General features: G+C 63.9%; 17 protein-coding genes. 2 read left to right on the forward strand and 15 right to left on the reverse strand.

Going from position 1 to position 15,419, the window contains the following annotated elements; genetic code table 11:
* Window position 1 precedes the first annotated feature (1 nt).
* From AzCIB_RS17985 to AzCIB_RS18020, 8 genes are all read right to left on the reverse strand, one after another.
* On the reverse strand, window positions 2-871 hold the full coding sequence (locus AzCIB_RS17985) for an ethylbenzene dehydrogenase-related protein (RefSeq protein WP_050417152.1): 870 nt from the start codon (window positions 869-871) through the stop codon (window positions 2-4).
* A 47-nt stretch (window positions 872-918) separates the two neighbouring features.
* Window positions 919-1,527 (reverse strand): NapC/NirT family cytochrome c, encoded by a 609-nt coding sequence (locus AzCIB_RS17990; protein WP_050417153.1) that lies wholly within the window; start codon window positions 1,525-1,527, stop codon window positions 919-921.
* A gap of 71 nt (window positions 1,528-1,598) precedes the next feature.
* Window positions 1,599-3,230 (reverse strand): nitrite reductase, encoded by a 1,632-nt coding sequence (locus AzCIB_RS17995; RefSeq protein ID WP_198149725.1) that lies wholly within the window; start codon window positions 3,228-3,230, stop codon window positions 1,599-1,601.
* A gap of 247 nt (window positions 3,231-3,477) precedes the next feature.
* Entirely contained in the window at window positions 3,478-3,984 is a 507-nt protein-coding gene (gene ahbB, locus AzCIB_RS18000) for a siroheme decarboxylase subunit beta (RefSeq protein WP_050417155.1), read from the reverse strand.
* Window positions 3,981-4,463, reverse strand: a complete 483-nt coding sequence (locus tag AzCIB_RS18005) for an Lrp/AsnC family transcriptional regulator (RefSeq protein ID WP_050417156.1) — start codon at window positions 4,461-4,463, stop codon at window positions 3,981-3,983. The genes ahbB (AzCIB_RS18000) and AzCIB_RS18005 overlap by 4 nt, the downstream gene beginning before the upstream one ends.
* Window positions 4,460-5,521 carry a siroheme decarboxylase subunit beta gene (gene ahbB, locus AzCIB_RS18010; protein ID WP_198149556.1) on the reverse strand — a complete coding sequence of 354 codons (1,062 nt, stop codon included), beginning with the start codon at window positions 5,519-5,521 and terminating at the stop codon, window positions 4,460-4,462. Before ahbB (AzCIB_RS18010) ends, AzCIB_RS18005 begins: the two co-directional genes overlap by 4 nt.
* A gap of 1 nt (window position 5,522) precedes the next feature.
* A complete protein-coding gene (locus AzCIB_RS18015) occupies window positions 5,523-6,710 on the reverse strand; it encodes a cytochrome D1 domain-containing protein (protein WP_050417157.1) in 1,188 nt (395 codons plus the stop codon).
* A 46-nt stretch (window positions 6,711-6,756) separates the two neighbouring features.
* Window positions 6,757-7,074 (reverse strand): c-type cytochrome, encoded by a 318-nt coding sequence (locus tag AzCIB_RS18020; protein WP_050417158.1) that lies wholly within the window; start codon window positions 7,072-7,074, stop codon window positions 6,757-6,759.
* 283 nt (window positions 7,075-7,357) lie between these two features.
* Between AzCIB_RS18020 and cobA the strand changes: the two genes are divergently transcribed.
* Together cobA and AzCIB_RS18030 are read left to right on the forward strand one after the other, a co-directional pair.
* A complete protein-coding gene (gene cobA / locus AzCIB_RS18025; RefSeq protein ID WP_232299451.1) occupies window positions 7,358-8,176 on the forward strand; it encodes a uroporphyrinogen-III C-methyltransferase in 819 nt (272 codons plus the stop codon).
* Between the two features lie 69 nt (window positions 8,177-8,245).
* Window positions 8,246-9,976, forward strand: coding sequence for a nitrite reductase (locus tag AzCIB_RS18030; RefSeq protein ID WP_198149557.1), 1,731 nt, complete (start codon window positions 8,246-8,248; stop codon window positions 9,974-9,976).
* 81 nt (window positions 9,977-10,057) lie between these two features.
* On the opposite strand, the gene AzCIB_RS18035 is transcribed toward AzCIB_RS18030, so the two are convergent.
* From AzCIB_RS18035 to AzCIB_RS18065, 7 genes are all read right to left on the reverse strand, one after another.
* Complete coding sequence (locus tag AzCIB_RS18035; RefSeq protein WP_050417160.1) at window positions 10,058-10,300, reverse strand: GlsB/YeaQ/YmgE family stress response membrane protein; 243 nt, start codon at window positions 10,298-10,300, stop codon at window positions 10,058-10,060.
* A gap of 13 nt (window positions 10,301-10,313) precedes the next feature.
* Window positions 10,314-11,108, reverse strand: a complete 795-nt coding sequence (locus tag AzCIB_RS18040; protein WP_050417161.1) for a 3'-5' exonuclease — start codon at window positions 11,106-11,108, stop codon at window positions 10,314-10,316.
* Window positions 11,109-11,130: 22 nt separating this feature from the next.
* Complete coding sequence (cysM, locus tag AzCIB_RS18045; RefSeq protein WP_050417162.1) at window positions 11,131-12,021, reverse strand: cysteine synthase CysM; 891 nt, start codon at window positions 12,019-12,021, stop codon at window positions 11,131-11,133.
* Window positions 12,022-12,135: 114 nt separating this feature from the next.
* Window positions 12,136-13,458: a UDP-glucose dehydrogenase family protein gene (locus AzCIB_RS18050; RefSeq protein WP_050417163.1), complete on the reverse strand. Its 1,323-nt coding sequence runs from the start codon at window positions 13,456-13,458 to the stop codon at window positions 12,136-12,138.
* A 74-nt stretch (window positions 13,459-13,532) separates the two neighbouring features.
* Complete coding sequence (lapB, locus tag AzCIB_RS18055) at window positions 13,533-14,708, reverse strand: lipopolysaccharide assembly protein LapB (RefSeq protein ID WP_050417164.1); 1,176 nt, start codon at window positions 14,706-14,708, stop codon at window positions 13,533-13,535.
* 5 nt (window positions 14,709-14,713) lie between these two features.
* The gene (locus AzCIB_RS18060) at window positions 14,714-15,031 is read right to left on the reverse strand and encodes a LapA family protein (RefSeq protein WP_050417165.1); all 318 of its coding nucleotides are present in this window, start codon (window positions 15,029-15,031) and stop codon (window positions 14,714-14,716) included.
* A gap of 92 nt (window positions 15,032-15,123) precedes the next feature.
* A complete protein-coding gene (locus AzCIB_RS18065; protein WP_050417166.1) occupies window positions 15,124-15,408 on the reverse strand; it encodes an integration host factor subunit beta in 285 nt (94 codons plus the stop codon).
* Between the last annotated feature and the right edge of the window lie 11 nt (window positions 15,409-15,419).

Consider the following 15,419-nt stretch of genomic DNA (forward strand, 5'->3'; position numbering starts at 1 on the left):
CTCACTTCGCCGCAGTGATGTCGGCGCTGGTGTCGATGCCGAGCTTGTAGCCGAGCGAAACGTGATGGAAACGACCGGCGGCGCTGTCGTCGTGGATCGCGAAGCCGAAGTTGTACGTCTTTCCGGACTCGAGGGCGACATCACCCTCCCCGCCCGCCAGCTTGCGCGCGAACACGACCGTCCAAGTGTCGCCGTCGAGTTTGCCGTCGGCACTCACGAGCGCTTGACCGCCTTCCATCACGCGCTTGTCCGCGACGTAGCCGTTGAAACCTTTCTTCTCTCCGCTGCGCCACTGGTACAGATCGTAGAACTTGCCTTCCGCCAGCGATCCGCCCTTGACGTATTTCAGCTTGGTCTCGGCGGCGCCCGGCATGGTGCGCGAGTCGACGTGGCAGGTGGACCAGCATCCGCCGAGGTCGGCGAGTTCGACCTTGCCGCCGGCTTCCAGCATGAAGGCGACCTTGACGGGGTTCTTCGCATCCATCTTCGCTGCACCGGATGCGGGCGGCTGCTTCCACGAGAAGCGCACGTACAGGTTGTCCGCGTCACGCGCGGCCTGCACCTTGACAGGAATGGCGGGCGCCTTGCCGGCGATCGGAGTCGGCTCGATCTTCTGCCCGCTCGCCATCTTCTTGCCCATGTCGGACGTTTCCGAATGGTGGCAGTCGGCGCAGGTTTCGCCCTTCTTCATGCCGCGCGCGCCGCCGTGTTCCGTGCCCTTGGTGATCCACTCGATCGGGGATACGCCCGGATAAAACACGGTGATGTCCTTCGCGGGGATCTTGCTCCAGTCGGGGGCCGCAGCCATCGCGGCGCCGGTCGCGCCTGCCAGAATTGCGCCGACAACGCCGGCAATTATCGTTTTCTTCATCGTCGATTCCTCAGTTGATTCAGTCGGAGGCCTGGGCCGCGGGCGGCTTACAGGTCGTCTTCCTCGGTCATCCCTTCGGGCTTCGTATGCGCAATGCCTTTGTGACAGTCGATGCAGGTCATGTTGTCCTCGCGCGCCATTTCGTGCTGCTTGCGCGCCCGCTGCTTTTGCGAGTCGGCATTCATGCTCTCGAGGCTGTGGCAGTTACGACACTCGCGCGAATCGGCCGCCTTCATGCGTTTCCACTCGTTGCGGGCGAGCTCGAGGCGCTTGGACGCAAACTTCTCGGGCGTATCGATGGTGCCGGTCAGCTTGCCCCAGACCTCCTTCGAGGCCTGCACCTTGCGGATCATCTTGTGCGTCCAGTCCTTCGGCACATGGCAATCGGGGCAGGTCGCACGCACCCCGGTGCGGTTCGTGTAGTGGATCGTCTTCTTGTATTCCTGATACACGTTGTCGTGCATTTCATGACACGAAATGCAGAACGCCTCCGTATTGGTCGCTTCCAGGACGGTGTTGAAGCCGCCCCAGAAGAGCACGCCGATCGCAAATCCCGCGACCAGGAGGCCCCCGAACGAATACTTCGCGCTCGGACGACACAACGACGCCCAGAATCCTCTCCGCCCTTCCGGCTGCTTGTCGTCTTTGTCTGTCATGACACTCTTTTCTCCCTTCCCGGCCCCCGCGCACGGGGCGCGGGGGACTCAGCAGGCGACCGGAGAACCGATCAATAAACGTCGTGCATCGTGTTGAAGACGTTGAACTTGCCCGTCGGCGTGACGATGGCCGGGTCGGTGATGACCTTCTTCAGCTTGAGGGTCTTGTCGTCATAGATGACGATCGCCGACTGGTCCGTCTTGCCACCCCACAGGGAGATCCACACCTCGTTGCCCGCTTCGTTGAACTCCGGGTGTGTCGCACGGCGGATCGCCTTGCTTTCGGGCAGGCCCGAATCCTTCGCAACGTCGAGACGGCTCGGCGCCTTGCTCAGGTCCTTCAGGTCATACACATAGACGGATTCGGCGATCTCGCGCTCGGGGTTCATCGGTGCATCGGCCCACAGGTGGGTCGACTTCGGATGGGTCTTCACGAACAGATTGCCCGCGCCCGGCATCTTCAATTCCTGCACGACCTTCCAGTTCTTGTCTTTGAATTTCGCGTGCTTTGGATTGTCGGAGGCCGTCGAGATCACCGAGATGACGTCGGCGCCAAGATGGCCGGTGGTCCACACCGGGCCGAATTGCGGGTGCATGAAGTTCGCGCCCCGCCCCGGATGCGGGATCTTCGCCGTGTCGATCAGGCTCGCGAGCTTGCCGGTCTTGGTGTCGACCGCGGCGACCTTGTTCGACGCGTTGGCGGCAACCATGAAGTAGCGCTTGGAAATGTCCCACCCGCCGTCATGCAGGAATTTCGCGGACTCGATCGTCGTGGACTTCAGGTTCTTGATGTCCGTGTAGTCGACCAGCATGATCTGCCCGGTCTCCTTCACGTTCACCACCCACTCGGGCTTGATGTGCGACGCGACGATCGACGCGACGCGCGGTTCCGGGTGGTATTCCCCGTCGACCGTCTGGCCGCGGGTCGAGACGATCTTGATCGGCTCAAGCGTCTCGCCGTCCATGATCGAGAACTGGGGCGGCCAGTAGGTGCCGCCGATCAGGTACTTGTCTTCGAAGCCCTTGAATTTCGACGTATCGACCGAGCGTGCGTCCGAACCAAGGCGCACCGTCGCGACCGTCTTCGGCTCTTCGTACCACATGTCGATGATCGTCGTCAGACCGTCGCGGCCAACGGTGTAGACGTAGCGGCCCGATGCCGACAGGCGGGAGATATGCACCGCATAGCCGGTGTCGAGCACCTTCCAGATCTTGTGCGTGTCGCCGTCGATCAGCGCGAGCTTGCCGGCATCGCGCAGCGTCACCGCAAACACGTTCTTCAGGTTGATGTTGTTCATCTGCTTCTTCGGACGCTCGGCAACCGGAACGATCAACTTCCAGCTGTCCTTCATGTCCTTGAGCGAGAACTCGGGCGGCACGTCCGGCGTCTGCTGGATGTACCGCGCCATCATGTTGATTTCTTCCTTGGTCAGGATGTCGTCATAGTTGACCATCCCGCCTTCGGTGCCGTAGGAGATGATCTTCTCGAGCCGGGCGGTGCCGAGCTTCAGCGTGCCGCCTTCGAGCTTGGTGCCATCGGCCGCGGTCTTCGCCCAGTGCGGTTCAAGGTTCTTGCCGGTGGCACCCTTGCGCAAAACGCCGTGACAACCGGCACAGCGCTCGAAGTAGATCTGCTTTGCCTTCGTTTTTTCGTCGGCAGTCATTTCAGGAGCTGATTGCGCCCACGCCGCGCCGACTGCCATCGGCAGCAGCGCCAGAGCCAGGGTCTTTCCGATCCAATTATGGTTTTGCACCTTTCTCTCCTTAAGCGACACGGAATGTCAAACAACTGGCGCGGAGTATTGACCTGATGACTTTGGGGATCTTTGATGTGTCTTAAATTTCCCCATGCGGCGCGGGGATATAGACATTCGACATACGTGCGAATCCGCTCCGACCGATAGCCGGAGGGACAATGACGGCATCGCCGTCATGCGGAAGGAAAGGGATTCAGCCCGCGTCGCGGATGCGCAGGCCGGTCTTCTTCAGGATCGCCGAGGAGAAGAGCACGTCGCGGGCGCGACACGCCGCGGGGAAGAGCGACTCGAGGCGGGCGGCGATGTCCTCGAGCTGTCCGCGCACGGCGTCGTGGCTGCGACCATGCACCATCGCGAACAGGTTGTACGGCCAGTCCGGAAGGCGACGCGGACGCCGATAGCAGTGCGTGACGGCGGGGAGCGCGCCGAGCCATTCGCCGACCGCATCGATCGCCTCGTCATCGATGTCCCACACACTCATGCCATTGGCCGTATAGCCGATCGCGTAGTGGTTCGGTACCGCCCCGATGCGCCGGATCACGCCTCGCTCGAGCATGGAGCGGATGCGTGCGAGCAATTCCTTCGGAGGGATACCCAGCTCACCGGCGACCGCGCCCCAGGGATCGGGAACCAGCGGCAGGCCGCCCTGGGTCGCGACGATGATGCGGCGTTCGAGGTCGTCGGCAGCCACGTCCGTCATGCCTCCAGCTTCATTTCGACGAAGTACTCGCGTTCCTTCGGAAAGAGGAACACGGGTAGTCCGGTTGCGGCTTCGATGCGCCGGGCGCAGTCGGTGATTCCGTCGGGTCGCTCGGTGGCGAGCACGAACCACATGTTGAGTGCGTGCTCGCGCCGGTAATTGTGTGCGACTTCGACGAACGCGTTGACCTGCGCGGTGACATGTTCGAAGGCATCGTCGGAAACACTCATCGCGGCGAGGCAGAACGCGCCACCGATGCGCTCGATCTGGAACATCGGACCGAAGCGGGTCAGCACGCGCGCGTCGAGCAGACGCTGCAGGCGCGCGAGGACGTCTTCCTCCGCGAGTCCCAAGCGCACGCCGACGTCCGCGAAGGGCTGGCGGGAGAGCGGAAAGTCGCCCTGCAAGGCGTTGATCAGCACACGATCGATGTCATCGAGGGCAACGGGACTGTCGACTGACGTGCGGCGACCGCTCATGTTCCGACGTCCGTCAGGTAACAGGCGCCCTGCTGCTTGAAGCGGCGGCAACTGAAGAGCACCTCGTGCGCCCATCGATCCAGGCCGAGGCGAGCGGCGATGTCGTCACGGGTCGCGCACACGGCTTCGCGCGAGCGTCCGTGGATCATGCAGAACAGGTTGTAGCGCCACCCCGGCAGCGCGCGGCGACGGCGGTAGCACAGGGTGACGGCCGGCTCCGCAGCCATCAGGCGACCGAGCCGGCTGACCTCCTCATCCGGCACGTCCCACACGCACATCGCGTTGGCGCGAAAGCCCAGCTCGTGATGCCGCACGACGATGCCGAAGCGCTTGACGATGCCGTCGGCGAGCCAGCGTTCGATCAGTTCTATAACCATGGCCTCGCTGATCCCGGCCTTCCGCCCCAAGGCATCGAACGGACGCGACTCCAACGGCAGCCCTTCCTGCAGCGCACGCATCAGGGCGCGCTCCAGCCCCGGCAGCGCACAGGCCGCCTCGGGGGCCGGCTGTGCCGGCGCGGCCGCCTCCTTGCATGCGGCGCGCGCAGTGCCGCCCCCGGCCAGATCGAAGCCCAGATCGATGTGGAACTCCTCTTCCAGCGGCAGCACGATCACCGGGCAGCCGGTGTCGTGCTCGATGCTGGCGACGATCTCACGGAGTCGTCCCGGTGACGCTGCGGTAACGACGAACCAGAGGTTATAGGCGTGCTCGCGCTGGTAGTTGTGGTTGACCTCGGCGACGGCGCTCACGCGTGCGGCAATCTCCTCTAGCCGTTCCGCGGGCGCGGCGAGGGCTGCAAGGGCGCTCGCGCCGATGCGCCGCGGCGCAAACACGGCGCCAACACGGCTGACGACGCCCGAAGCCTGCCAGGCCCGCAGCGCATCCAGCGCCTCGTTTTCGCCGAGACCGCATTCCGCCGCGATCGCGGCGAACGGTCGCGACACCAGCGGAAATGCGCGCTGGTATTCGTTGAGAAGACGGAAAGACCCCGAGCCGACCGCCGCGCCGGAAACTCCCGCCTCGGCAATATCCACGATGCGCGCGCCGTGACAGCTCATCTCAGAATCCCGTGCGGAACGCGCGGCTGGTGAAGAAGATGCCACTCGGGCTTGAGGCCGGCAGCTCGGCGAGCCTTTGTCGTGTGCGCGTGTCGTAGATCGCGACCTTGTTGTCGTCCCGCGCCGAGATCCACACCGCCTCGCCCTTGGGCGTGAACTCCATGTGCAGGATCGCCCGGCCAGGCTGGAAAGTGTCGACGAGACGGTTCGTGAAGGTGTCGATGACCTGCATCCAGCCGTTATCCGGGAAGGCGAAATTCACCCACACCTCGCGCCCGTCGGGCCGCGCCATCACGAACACGGGCTGGCTCTTGACCGCGATGCGCGCCACCTCCTTCCAGCTCCCGAGCTCGACGACGAGCACCTCGTGGCGGCCGATCGCCGGCAGGTAGGCGCGCCCGGCAGCGACCGCCCAGCCGCGCAGGTGCGGCATCTTGTATACAGGCAACGCCTGTTCGCCGCGACCGTAGCCGGGCAGGATGGTGCGCACGCCCTGCGCCGACTGCCACAGGTCGAGCATGGAGAGGCCGTCCTCGCCGAAGAGGCCGGCGATGTAGTAGCGGCCGTCGGGCGTAACGAGCGCGTCGTACGGCTGCTTGCCGGCGGGATAGCGTTCGGTCTTCGGGTTCTTCGGATCCGACAGGTCGGTGACGCGGATCTCGTTCGCATCGAACAGCGAGTAGATGAACCGGTTTCCCGGCAGATCCGCGAGCCCGACGACCTTCGAGCGCTTGCCCTCGGTGCCATAGTCGGCCGGCACGTCGGCAACGAGCTCCAGCGTATCCGCGTCGAAGGCCTTGATGCCGCCCGGCTCATAGTTCTGAGCCACCACCAGGCGACCGTCCTGCGAGACCGCCCCGCCGATCGAATTGCCCGCCTGCAGGATGCGTCCAGCAATCGTGGCGGTCAGCAGGTCGACCTTGGTGAGCCCGCCATCGCGCCCGAAAACATACGCGTAGCGGCCGTCACGCGAGAAGACCACCGACGCGTGCGACAGGTCGCCGAGGCCCGACACCTGCGCAAGCGACTTGCGGCCGGACGTCTCGATCACCTGCACCTGCCCCGTCGCGCGCTCGATCACCACCCCGAGATCCCCGGTGCCACGCAACGTCGGCTGCGGCGTCGCACACGCCGAAAGGAGCAGGACCGGGACGATCCACCACATGTATTTCACAATCAGGTGCAGCATTTGATCCTCATCTCATATCGAGCCGCACGGACGACGAAAACCCCGCTCAGCGCGAGGCGCCGGGATCCGCCGGAAATCCTTCAGCAAGCCGATCCACGATCCACGCGGCCTCGTCTTCCGCGACGATGCCGCGGAACGGCGGCATCGGCGTGCCGGGGCGACCGCCGAGGATTGTCGCGACGAGGCTCTCGCGTGGCTTGTCGCGCAGGGCCGGGGCCGTCAGCGCGGGCCCCAATCCGCCCTGCAGGGTCAGGCCGTGGCAGGAACCGCAATCCTGGCGCACCAGATGCACCAACTCGCGGATACGCTGGGGCTGCAACTGCGGGGACGCCTCCTGCGCGGCAGCCGGCAATCCCGCGACCATTGCGATAAATGCCATGAAAACCGCCCGATACGTCCCATACGACACACCGTCACCCCCCGAGTATTGAATCACCCGCCCCGTCAGCCACCGCGACGCATTCACGATGCCCGAATCCACGACGGCGCGACAAGTATCAAGCGCACAGCATTCTGCGCTCCTTGATATCGGTTAATTTCCCCGGCGACGAGTAGGGATACAGTGTCGGCGCGAATCAGCTGATTGCCACACAAGAACCAGCCGCGCTGGTACGTCCGCGCGGCGTCCTGGAGAGCCATCCATGAGCATGCACAATCGCGTCGCCGACCTCAGGCAGTGCAGCGCGGGGGACGCATCGCGCCCGACCGGCAAAGTGTATCTGGTGGGAGCCGGCCCCGGCGACCCGGACTTGCTCACACTCAAGGCGGCACGCCTGATCGGCAGCGCCAAGGTGGTCGTGTACGACCACCTCGTCGGCGACGGCGTCCTCGCACTGGTCGGCCCCAACGCCCGCATGATCTATGTCGGCAAGGAGGCCGGCAATCACTCCCTGCCTCAGGATCAGATCAACGGACTACTGGTCGAACTCGCGCGCGCCGGCCTCGACGTAGTGCGACTCAAGGGCGGCGACCCCTTCATGTTCGGCCGCGGCGGCGAGGAGATGGAGGAACTGCTCGAGCACGGCGTCTCGTGCGAAGTCGTGCCCGGCATCACGGCGGCCTGCGGCATCTCCGCCTGCACCGGGATGCCGCTCACGCATCGCGATCACGCTCGGTCGGTGATCTTCACCACCGGCCATCTCAAGGATGGCACCGTAAACCTCGACTGGCCTGCCCTGGCGCGCCCAAACCAGACGGTCGTGATCTACATGGGTCTCGGCGCGCTCGAAATCATCTGCCGCGAACTCATCGCCCACAGCCTGCCCGGCGACACTCCCGCGGCCGTCGTGCATGCCGGCACCACGGACCGGCAAGTCGTCCTCACGGACCGGCTCGACCGGCTCGCAACATCAGTCAAGCGCGCCCGACTCAAGTCGCCGGCGCTGATCATGATCGGCTCGATCGTTTCGCTCCACGCGCTGCTCGGCAAGGAACGACAAACGGAAGAACTTGCGCTGACGGCATGAGCACCCGTCGATAACGTACTTGGCAAACCTCGTGCACAAGTACTTTCTTGTCTTGAAAGGAGATCGGTCATGAGCATGAAGAGTAACTGGATCACCGGTGCATTCTTGGTCGCCAGCCTGCCGCTGGCCATCTCGCAGGCCTTCGCCCAGGACACCGACAAGCACGTCGGTGACACCGAGGCCAAGTACCACGCAGGTGGCTCGCCGATCGCCGACGTCGACCTTTACAAGGACACCAACCCCGAAGCACCGAAAATGAGCAAGGCCGAGTTCGACAAGGCCCGGAACATCTACTTCCAGCGCTGTGCGGGCTGTCACGGCGTGTTGCGCAAGGGCGCGACCGGGAAGCCGCTCACCCCGGACATTACGCTGCCGCGCGGCACCGAATACCTCAAGGTCTTCATCAAGTACGGCTCGCCGGCGGGCATGCCGAACTGGGGCACCTCGGGCGAACTCACCGACGACGAAGTCGACCTGATGGCCCGCTATATCCAGCAGACGGCGCCGACCCCGCCCGAATTCGGCATGCCCGAGATGAAGAACACGTGGAAGGTCATCGTCCCACCGGCGCAACGGCCGACGAAGAAGATGAACAACTACAACATCTCCAACATCTTCTCGACCACCCTGCGTGACAGCGGCGAAGTCGCCCTCATCGACGGCGACACCAAGAAGATCATCAACATCGTCAAGACCGGGTACGCGGTGCACATCTCCCGCATCTCCGCTTCGGGCCGGTATCTCTTCGTGATCGGCCGCGATGCTCGCGTCAATATGATCGACCTGTGGATGGAGAAACCCGACAACGTCGCCGAAATCCGCATCGGCCTCGAAGCGCGTTCGGTCGACACCTCCAAGTTCAAGGGATACGAGGACAAGCTGGCGATCGCCGGCGCCTACTGGCCGCCGCAGTTCGTGATCATGAACGGCGACACCCTCGAGCCGCTGAAGATCGTCTCCACCCGCGGCCTCACCGTCGACACGCAGGAATACCATCCCGAGCCGCGCGTGGCCTCGATCGTCGCCTCGCATTTCAAGCCCGAGTTCGTCGTCAACGTGAAGGAAACGGGCAAGACGCTGATGGTCGACTACTCCGACCTCACCAACCTGAAGATGACCGAGATCGGCTCCGCGCGCTTCCTGCATGACGGCGGCTGGGACCTGTCCAAGCGCTACTTCATGGTGGCCGCGAATCAGTCCAACAAGATCGCCGCGATCGACGCCAAGGAAGGCAAGCTCGCCGGCATGGTCGAAGTGGGCAAGATCCCGCACCCCGGCCGCGGCGCCAACTTCGTCCATCCGAAGTACGGCCCGGTGTGGGCGACCGGCCATCTCGGCGACGAAACGATCGCACTCGTCGGCACCGACCCGAAGGGCCACAAGCAGTATGCGTGGAAGCTGGTCGAAAACCTGAAGAGCCAGGGCGGCGGTTCGCTGTTCATCAAGACACACCCGAAGTCGAACCACCTCTACGTGGATAACCCGCTGCATCCCGAGGCCAAGGTCAGCCAGTCGGTCGCCGTCTATGACCTGAAGAACCTGCAGGCTGGCTACAAGGTCCTGCCGATCGGCGAATGGGCAGGCCTCAAGGACGACGGCGCCAAGCGCGTCGTGCAGCCGGAATACAACAAGGACGGCAACGAAGTGTGGTTCTCGGTATGGTCGGCGAAGGACAAGGAGTCGGCGATTGTCGTCGTCGATGACAAGACCCTGCAGCTGAAGACCGTGATCAAGGATCCCAAGCTGATTACGCCGACTGGCCACTTCAACGTGTACAACACGCAGCACGACGTGTACTGATCGAGCGGGGCGGCCCGTCCGCCCCCGTACCTCAACGCCGACGGCCAGCCTTGCGCTGGCCTTTTCATTTGTTGCAGATGGCTATTTCCTGAGGCGCGTGACGACAAACAAGATCACGATCGCGCCAACGATCGAGCCGACGAAGCCGGCGGGCTGACCCGGCCGATACAGGCCGAAAAATTGTCCACCGTAGCCCGCCAGCATCGCACCGGCGATGCCGAGTAGGGTCGTCATGATGATGCCCAGTCCGTCCCTCCCCGGATGCAGCAGTCGGGCGAGCACGCCGACGATGAAGCCGATGACGATGGTGGCGATCAGGGACATCTGAAATACCTCCCTACGGATTAGGCGCCGGCCAGGCGGCGAGAAACTCCTTCCAGTGCGGCGCGTCGACGCGCGCAAGCGACTGGCGCACCACGTCCAGCTCGGCCTCGTAGGCCGCCGAATCGAGTTGGCCGCGCATGCGTTGGAAACCAAGATACACGAGATAAGTGTTCACGACATCGGTCTCGCAGTAGTCGCGAATCTCCGCAATCCGCCCTTCCTGCCAGGCCGGCCACACCGCCGAGCCATCCATGCCGAGCTTGCCCGGGAAGCCCATCAGCTTCGCGAGCTCATCCAGCGGCGCATTCGCGCGCGGCTGGTACATCGCCAACAGATCCATCAGATCGAGATGGCGGCTGTGATAACGGCCGATGTAATTGTTCCACTTGAAATCGCGCGAGTCGTGATAATCGCCCTCGCCCTGGTCCCAGTAGCGCGGCGCCGACACGCCGTGCCGCAGGCCGCGGTAGTGCAGCACCGGCAGGTCGAAGCCGCCGCCGTTCCACGACACGATCTGCGGCGTGTAGCGCTCGATGCCGTCGAAGAAGCGCTGGATGATCTCCCCCTCGCCGCTGTCCGGCTCCGACAGCGAAAACACGCGGAACTGGTTCGCGTCGCGCAGGGCGCACGAAATCGTCACGACACGCTGCAGGTGATGCTGCAGGAAATCGCTCCCACCCGCGGCGCGGCGCTGCTGGAACGCGAATTCGGCGACCTCGTAGTCGCTCAGGTCCTCGGGCAGGCCATGGAGCACGCGGATACCGGCCACGTCCGGAATGGTTTCGATATCGAATACGAGGACCGGCATCCGCGAGTCTCCAGAAAGATCGTCAGCCGGGGAACACGCCCGTCGACAGATAACGGTCGCCGCGATCGCAAACAATCGACACAATCACGGCATTCTCCAGCTGCGCTGCAAGGCGCACCGCCACGTGCATCGCCCCGCCCGACGAAATGCCCGCAAAGATACCCTCCTCGCGCGCAAGCCGCCGCGTCATCTCCTCGGCATCAGCCTGGCTCACGTACTCCAGCGCATCAACACGGGGCTTCTCATAGATGCGCGGCAGGTAGGCCTCCGGCCACTTGCGGATGCCGGGAATCTGCGAACCCTCCTCAGGCTGGCAGCCGATGATGCGGATCGCCGGATTGCTCTCCTTGAGGAAGCGCGAACAACCCATGATCGTGCCCGTCGTCCCCATGCTGCTGACGAAATGGGTGATGCGGCCGCCGGTCTGCTCCCAGATCTCCGGTCCGGTCGCCTCGTAATGCGCGAGCGGATTGTCCGGGTTGGCGAACTGGTCGAGGATGATGCCCTTGCCCTCGTCGCGCATGCGCTCGGCGACATCGCGCGCCATCTCCATGCCGCCTTCGCGCGGAGTCAGCACCAGCTCCGCACCGAAGGCCCGCATCGTCTGGCGACGCTCCACGCTCTGGTTCTCCGGCATGACCAGGATCATGCGATAGCCGCGGATCGCCGCAGCCATTGCCAGCGCGATGCCGGTGTTGCCACTGGTCGCCTCGATCAGCGTATCGCCAGGGCGGATGTCGCCGCGCCGCTCCGCATGCACGATCATCGACAGGGCCGGGCGGTCCTTCACCGACCCCGCGGGGTTGTTGCCTTCGAGCTTGGCGAGGATCACGTTGTTGCGCCCCGCCCCGATGCGCTGCAGGCGCACCAGCGGAGTCTGACCCACATAATCGTCGAGCGTCTTGAAATCCATCTTGCCTTGTTCCGGAATGGTTGATCCGCCCCGATCTTAAGCCGCCGCCCCCCGAATCGATAACCTGCGCCGCGGTATAAGCTTATAGCGCAAGCGGTAGCCGGCGGCAGCGGATCAGCGCCGACCGATCCCGTGATACTCGAGGCCGGCCCGCTTCATCGTCGCCGGCTCGTACATGTTGCGTCCGTCGAACACCACCGGATGACGCAGGAGCTCGCGGATGCGCTCGAAATCGGGGCTGCGGAATTCCTTCCACTCCGTGACGATCACCAGCGCGTCCGCCCCATCGAGCGCAGCCATGGGACGATCGACGTAGCGCAGCCGCCCCTCGTCGCCGAAGATGCGGCGCGCCTCGCTCATCGCCACCGGATCGTAGGCCGATACCGTCGCCCCGCGGCGGAACAGCTCCCCGATCACCACACGGCTCGGCGCATCGCGCATGTCGTCCGTGTTGGGCTTGAACGCGAGCCCCCACAGCCCGAAATGCATTCCGGAAAGATCCGATCCGAAGCGCGCGACGATCTTGTCCACCAGCCTCAGCTTCTGCGCCTCGTTGGCCTGCTCGACCGAGTTCAGGATCAACAGATCGTGCCCATGCTCGCGGCCGGTGCTGACCAGCGCCTTGACGTCCTTCGGAAAGCAGGAGCCTCCATAGCCGCAACCCGCATACAGGAAATGCCAGCCGATACGCGGATCCGAACCAATTCCCTGGCGCACCAGCTCGATGTCCGCACCGAGCACTTCGGCGAGATTCGCCAGCTCGTTCATGAAACTGATGCGGGTCGCGAGCATCGCGTTCGCAGCGTACTTGGTCAGCTCGGCGCTGCGCACATCCATGACCAGCAGCTTTTCGTGGTTGCGCTGGAACGGCCCGTAGAGCTCGCGCATCAGCACGATCGCACGCTCGTCGTTCGCGCCGACGATGATGCGGTCGGGCCGCATGAAGTCCTCGACCGCAGCGCCTTCCTTCAGGAATTCAGGGTTCGACACCACGCTGAAAGGCAGATCGGCCCCCCTTGCCTTCAGCTCCGCCACGATCGCCTCGCTGACCTTGTCGCCGGTGCCGACCGGAACGGTCGACTTGTCGACCACCACACGATAACCGTCCATGTGACGCCCGATATTCCGCGCCGCCGCCAGCACATACTGCAGATCCGCCGATCCGTCCTCGTCCGGCGGCGTGCCGACCGCGATGAACTGTATCGCACCGAATCTCGCAGCGTATTCAACGTCGGTCGTGAATGAAAGACGTCCTGCCGCGACGTTGCGCCGCACGATCTCCAGCAGACCGGGCTCGTGGATCGGGATCCCGCCCTCCTCGAGGACACGGATCTTCGCCGGATCGACATCCAGGCACAGCACATCGTTGCCCACATCGGCAAGACAGGCGCCGCTGACCAGGCCCACGTAACCCGTACCCACCACGGTGATTTTCATGAATCAACCCCGCTCGAAATGAAAAACGGTCCGCATGCCGCGAACCGCCGAAAACCCGGATCAGCGCGTGGTGCTCACGGCGCGAGATCGTACTCTTCGGTACGCCGCGGCGGATAGGTCTCCCAGCCGCCGCAGGCCGGACAGCGCCACTGGAACTGCCGCGCCTTGAAACCGCATTCGGCGCAGCGGTAGCGTGCCACCCGGCGCGTATGGCCGTGGATGAGCTGTTTCACCAGCTCGATGTCTCCGCGCTGCTCGGCCGGCACATGCAGCAGGGCAGCCTCGAGCAGCTTGTCGAGACCCAGCAAGGTCGGATTACGCCGCAGCTCCTCACGCACCAGGTCGTACGCTGCGCGCGAGCCTTCCTTTTCCAGCTCCCAGTGAAAGACCTCGTCGAGGAGATCCAGCGAGGCATGCCGTTCGAGCCACGAGCGCAACAAGGTCTGCCCCTGCTCGACACGGCCCAGCTTCGAGTGCGCATCCATCACGCGCTCCGCGACCAGCGCGAGATAAATTGGATCCTGGCTCTCGACGCGCTTCCACACGTCGATCGCCTCCTCGTATTGCCCCTGCACCGCAAATAGATCACCCTGGACCAGGCTCGCACGCACACAGCGCCGATTGATCGAGAAAGCATCGTCGAGATACTTCTGCGTTTCCTCGTACTTCGAACTTGCCAGGGCCGACGTCGCAAGTTCGCAATAGAAGTTCGCCACCTCCTTGCGCCACATCAGGCTCTCGTGGTCGGGTAGCGCCTTGGCCGCCTCCACCGCCTTCGCCCAGTCCTTCTCCTGCTGATAGATCTCCAGCAGATAACGCATGGCGAGGTCATTGAGACGGGAATCGCGCAACTGCGCGAACACTGCCTCGGCACGATCGAGCAGGCCGGCCTTGAGATAGTCCTGCCCCAATTCGGCCATCGCCTGAAGGCGCTGCTCCTCCGACAGATCCTCGCGGTCGACAAGATTCTGGTGCATGCGGATGGCGCGATCGGTCTCGCCGCGCCGCCGGAACAGGCTGCCGAGTGCAAAGTGCAAATCGATCGTCTGGGGGTCGATCGTCACCGCCTCTATGAAGGCGTCGATCGCCTTGTCCTGCTGCTCGTTGAGCAGGAAATTCAGGCCAGAGAGATAGGAACGCGGCAGCGCCCGCGACTCGTGCACGACCTGACGGATGTCGATGCGCGCGGCCAGCCAGCCCAGCGCAAAAAACAACGGCAGGGCGAGAAACCACCAAAGTTCAATGTCCATCGGATTCAGAAGGTTTCCGGTGCCTGCATTTCGGGTGCAGGCGGGGCCGTGACGCCCGTAGGGGCCTGGCGGTCACGCTCGGTGCGGGCGAGCTGACGGCGCAGACGGCCGATCTCGCGGCGCTGGCGCAGCAGCGAGCCGAAGGTGGCCGTCACCCCCAGCAGCGCCCCGGCAGTGAAGGACACCAGGATCACGAACACAAGCGGCAACTGCCAGGCACTTCCGAAGAAGAACTGGAGGCCGACGAGATGATCGTTCTTCACTGCGAAACCGAACAGCAGGAAGAACAGCAGAAAGCGGAAGAACCACATCAGGATACGCATGGATCGGAATTATCCCCGAGCAAATGACAAAAAAAAAGGCGGCTCACGCCGCCTTCCCTGTCGATCACGAGGCAAATTCCGGAACTGCACGCTCAACCCGCGACATCCACGCGTTCGCGCAGTTCCTTGCCTGCCTTGAAATGGGGCACGTACTTCTCTGGCACGTGCACCTTGTCACCCGATTTCGGATTGCGCCCAACGCGCGGCGGGCGGTAATTCAACGCAAAGCTGCCAAACCCGCGGATCTCAATGCGATCCCCGCGCGAAAGCGCATCGGACATCGCATCGATCACCATCTTGACCGCGTAATCGGCATCCTTTGCGACGAGCTGCGGAAAACGCGCCGCGAGCCTCGCAATCAGCTCCGATTTGGTCATGACCGATCAGA

It is taken from the genome of Azoarcus sp. CIB (assembly GCF_001190925.1).
GTDB lineage: Bacteria > Pseudomonadota > Gammaproteobacteria > Burkholderiales > Rhodocyclaceae > Aromatoleum.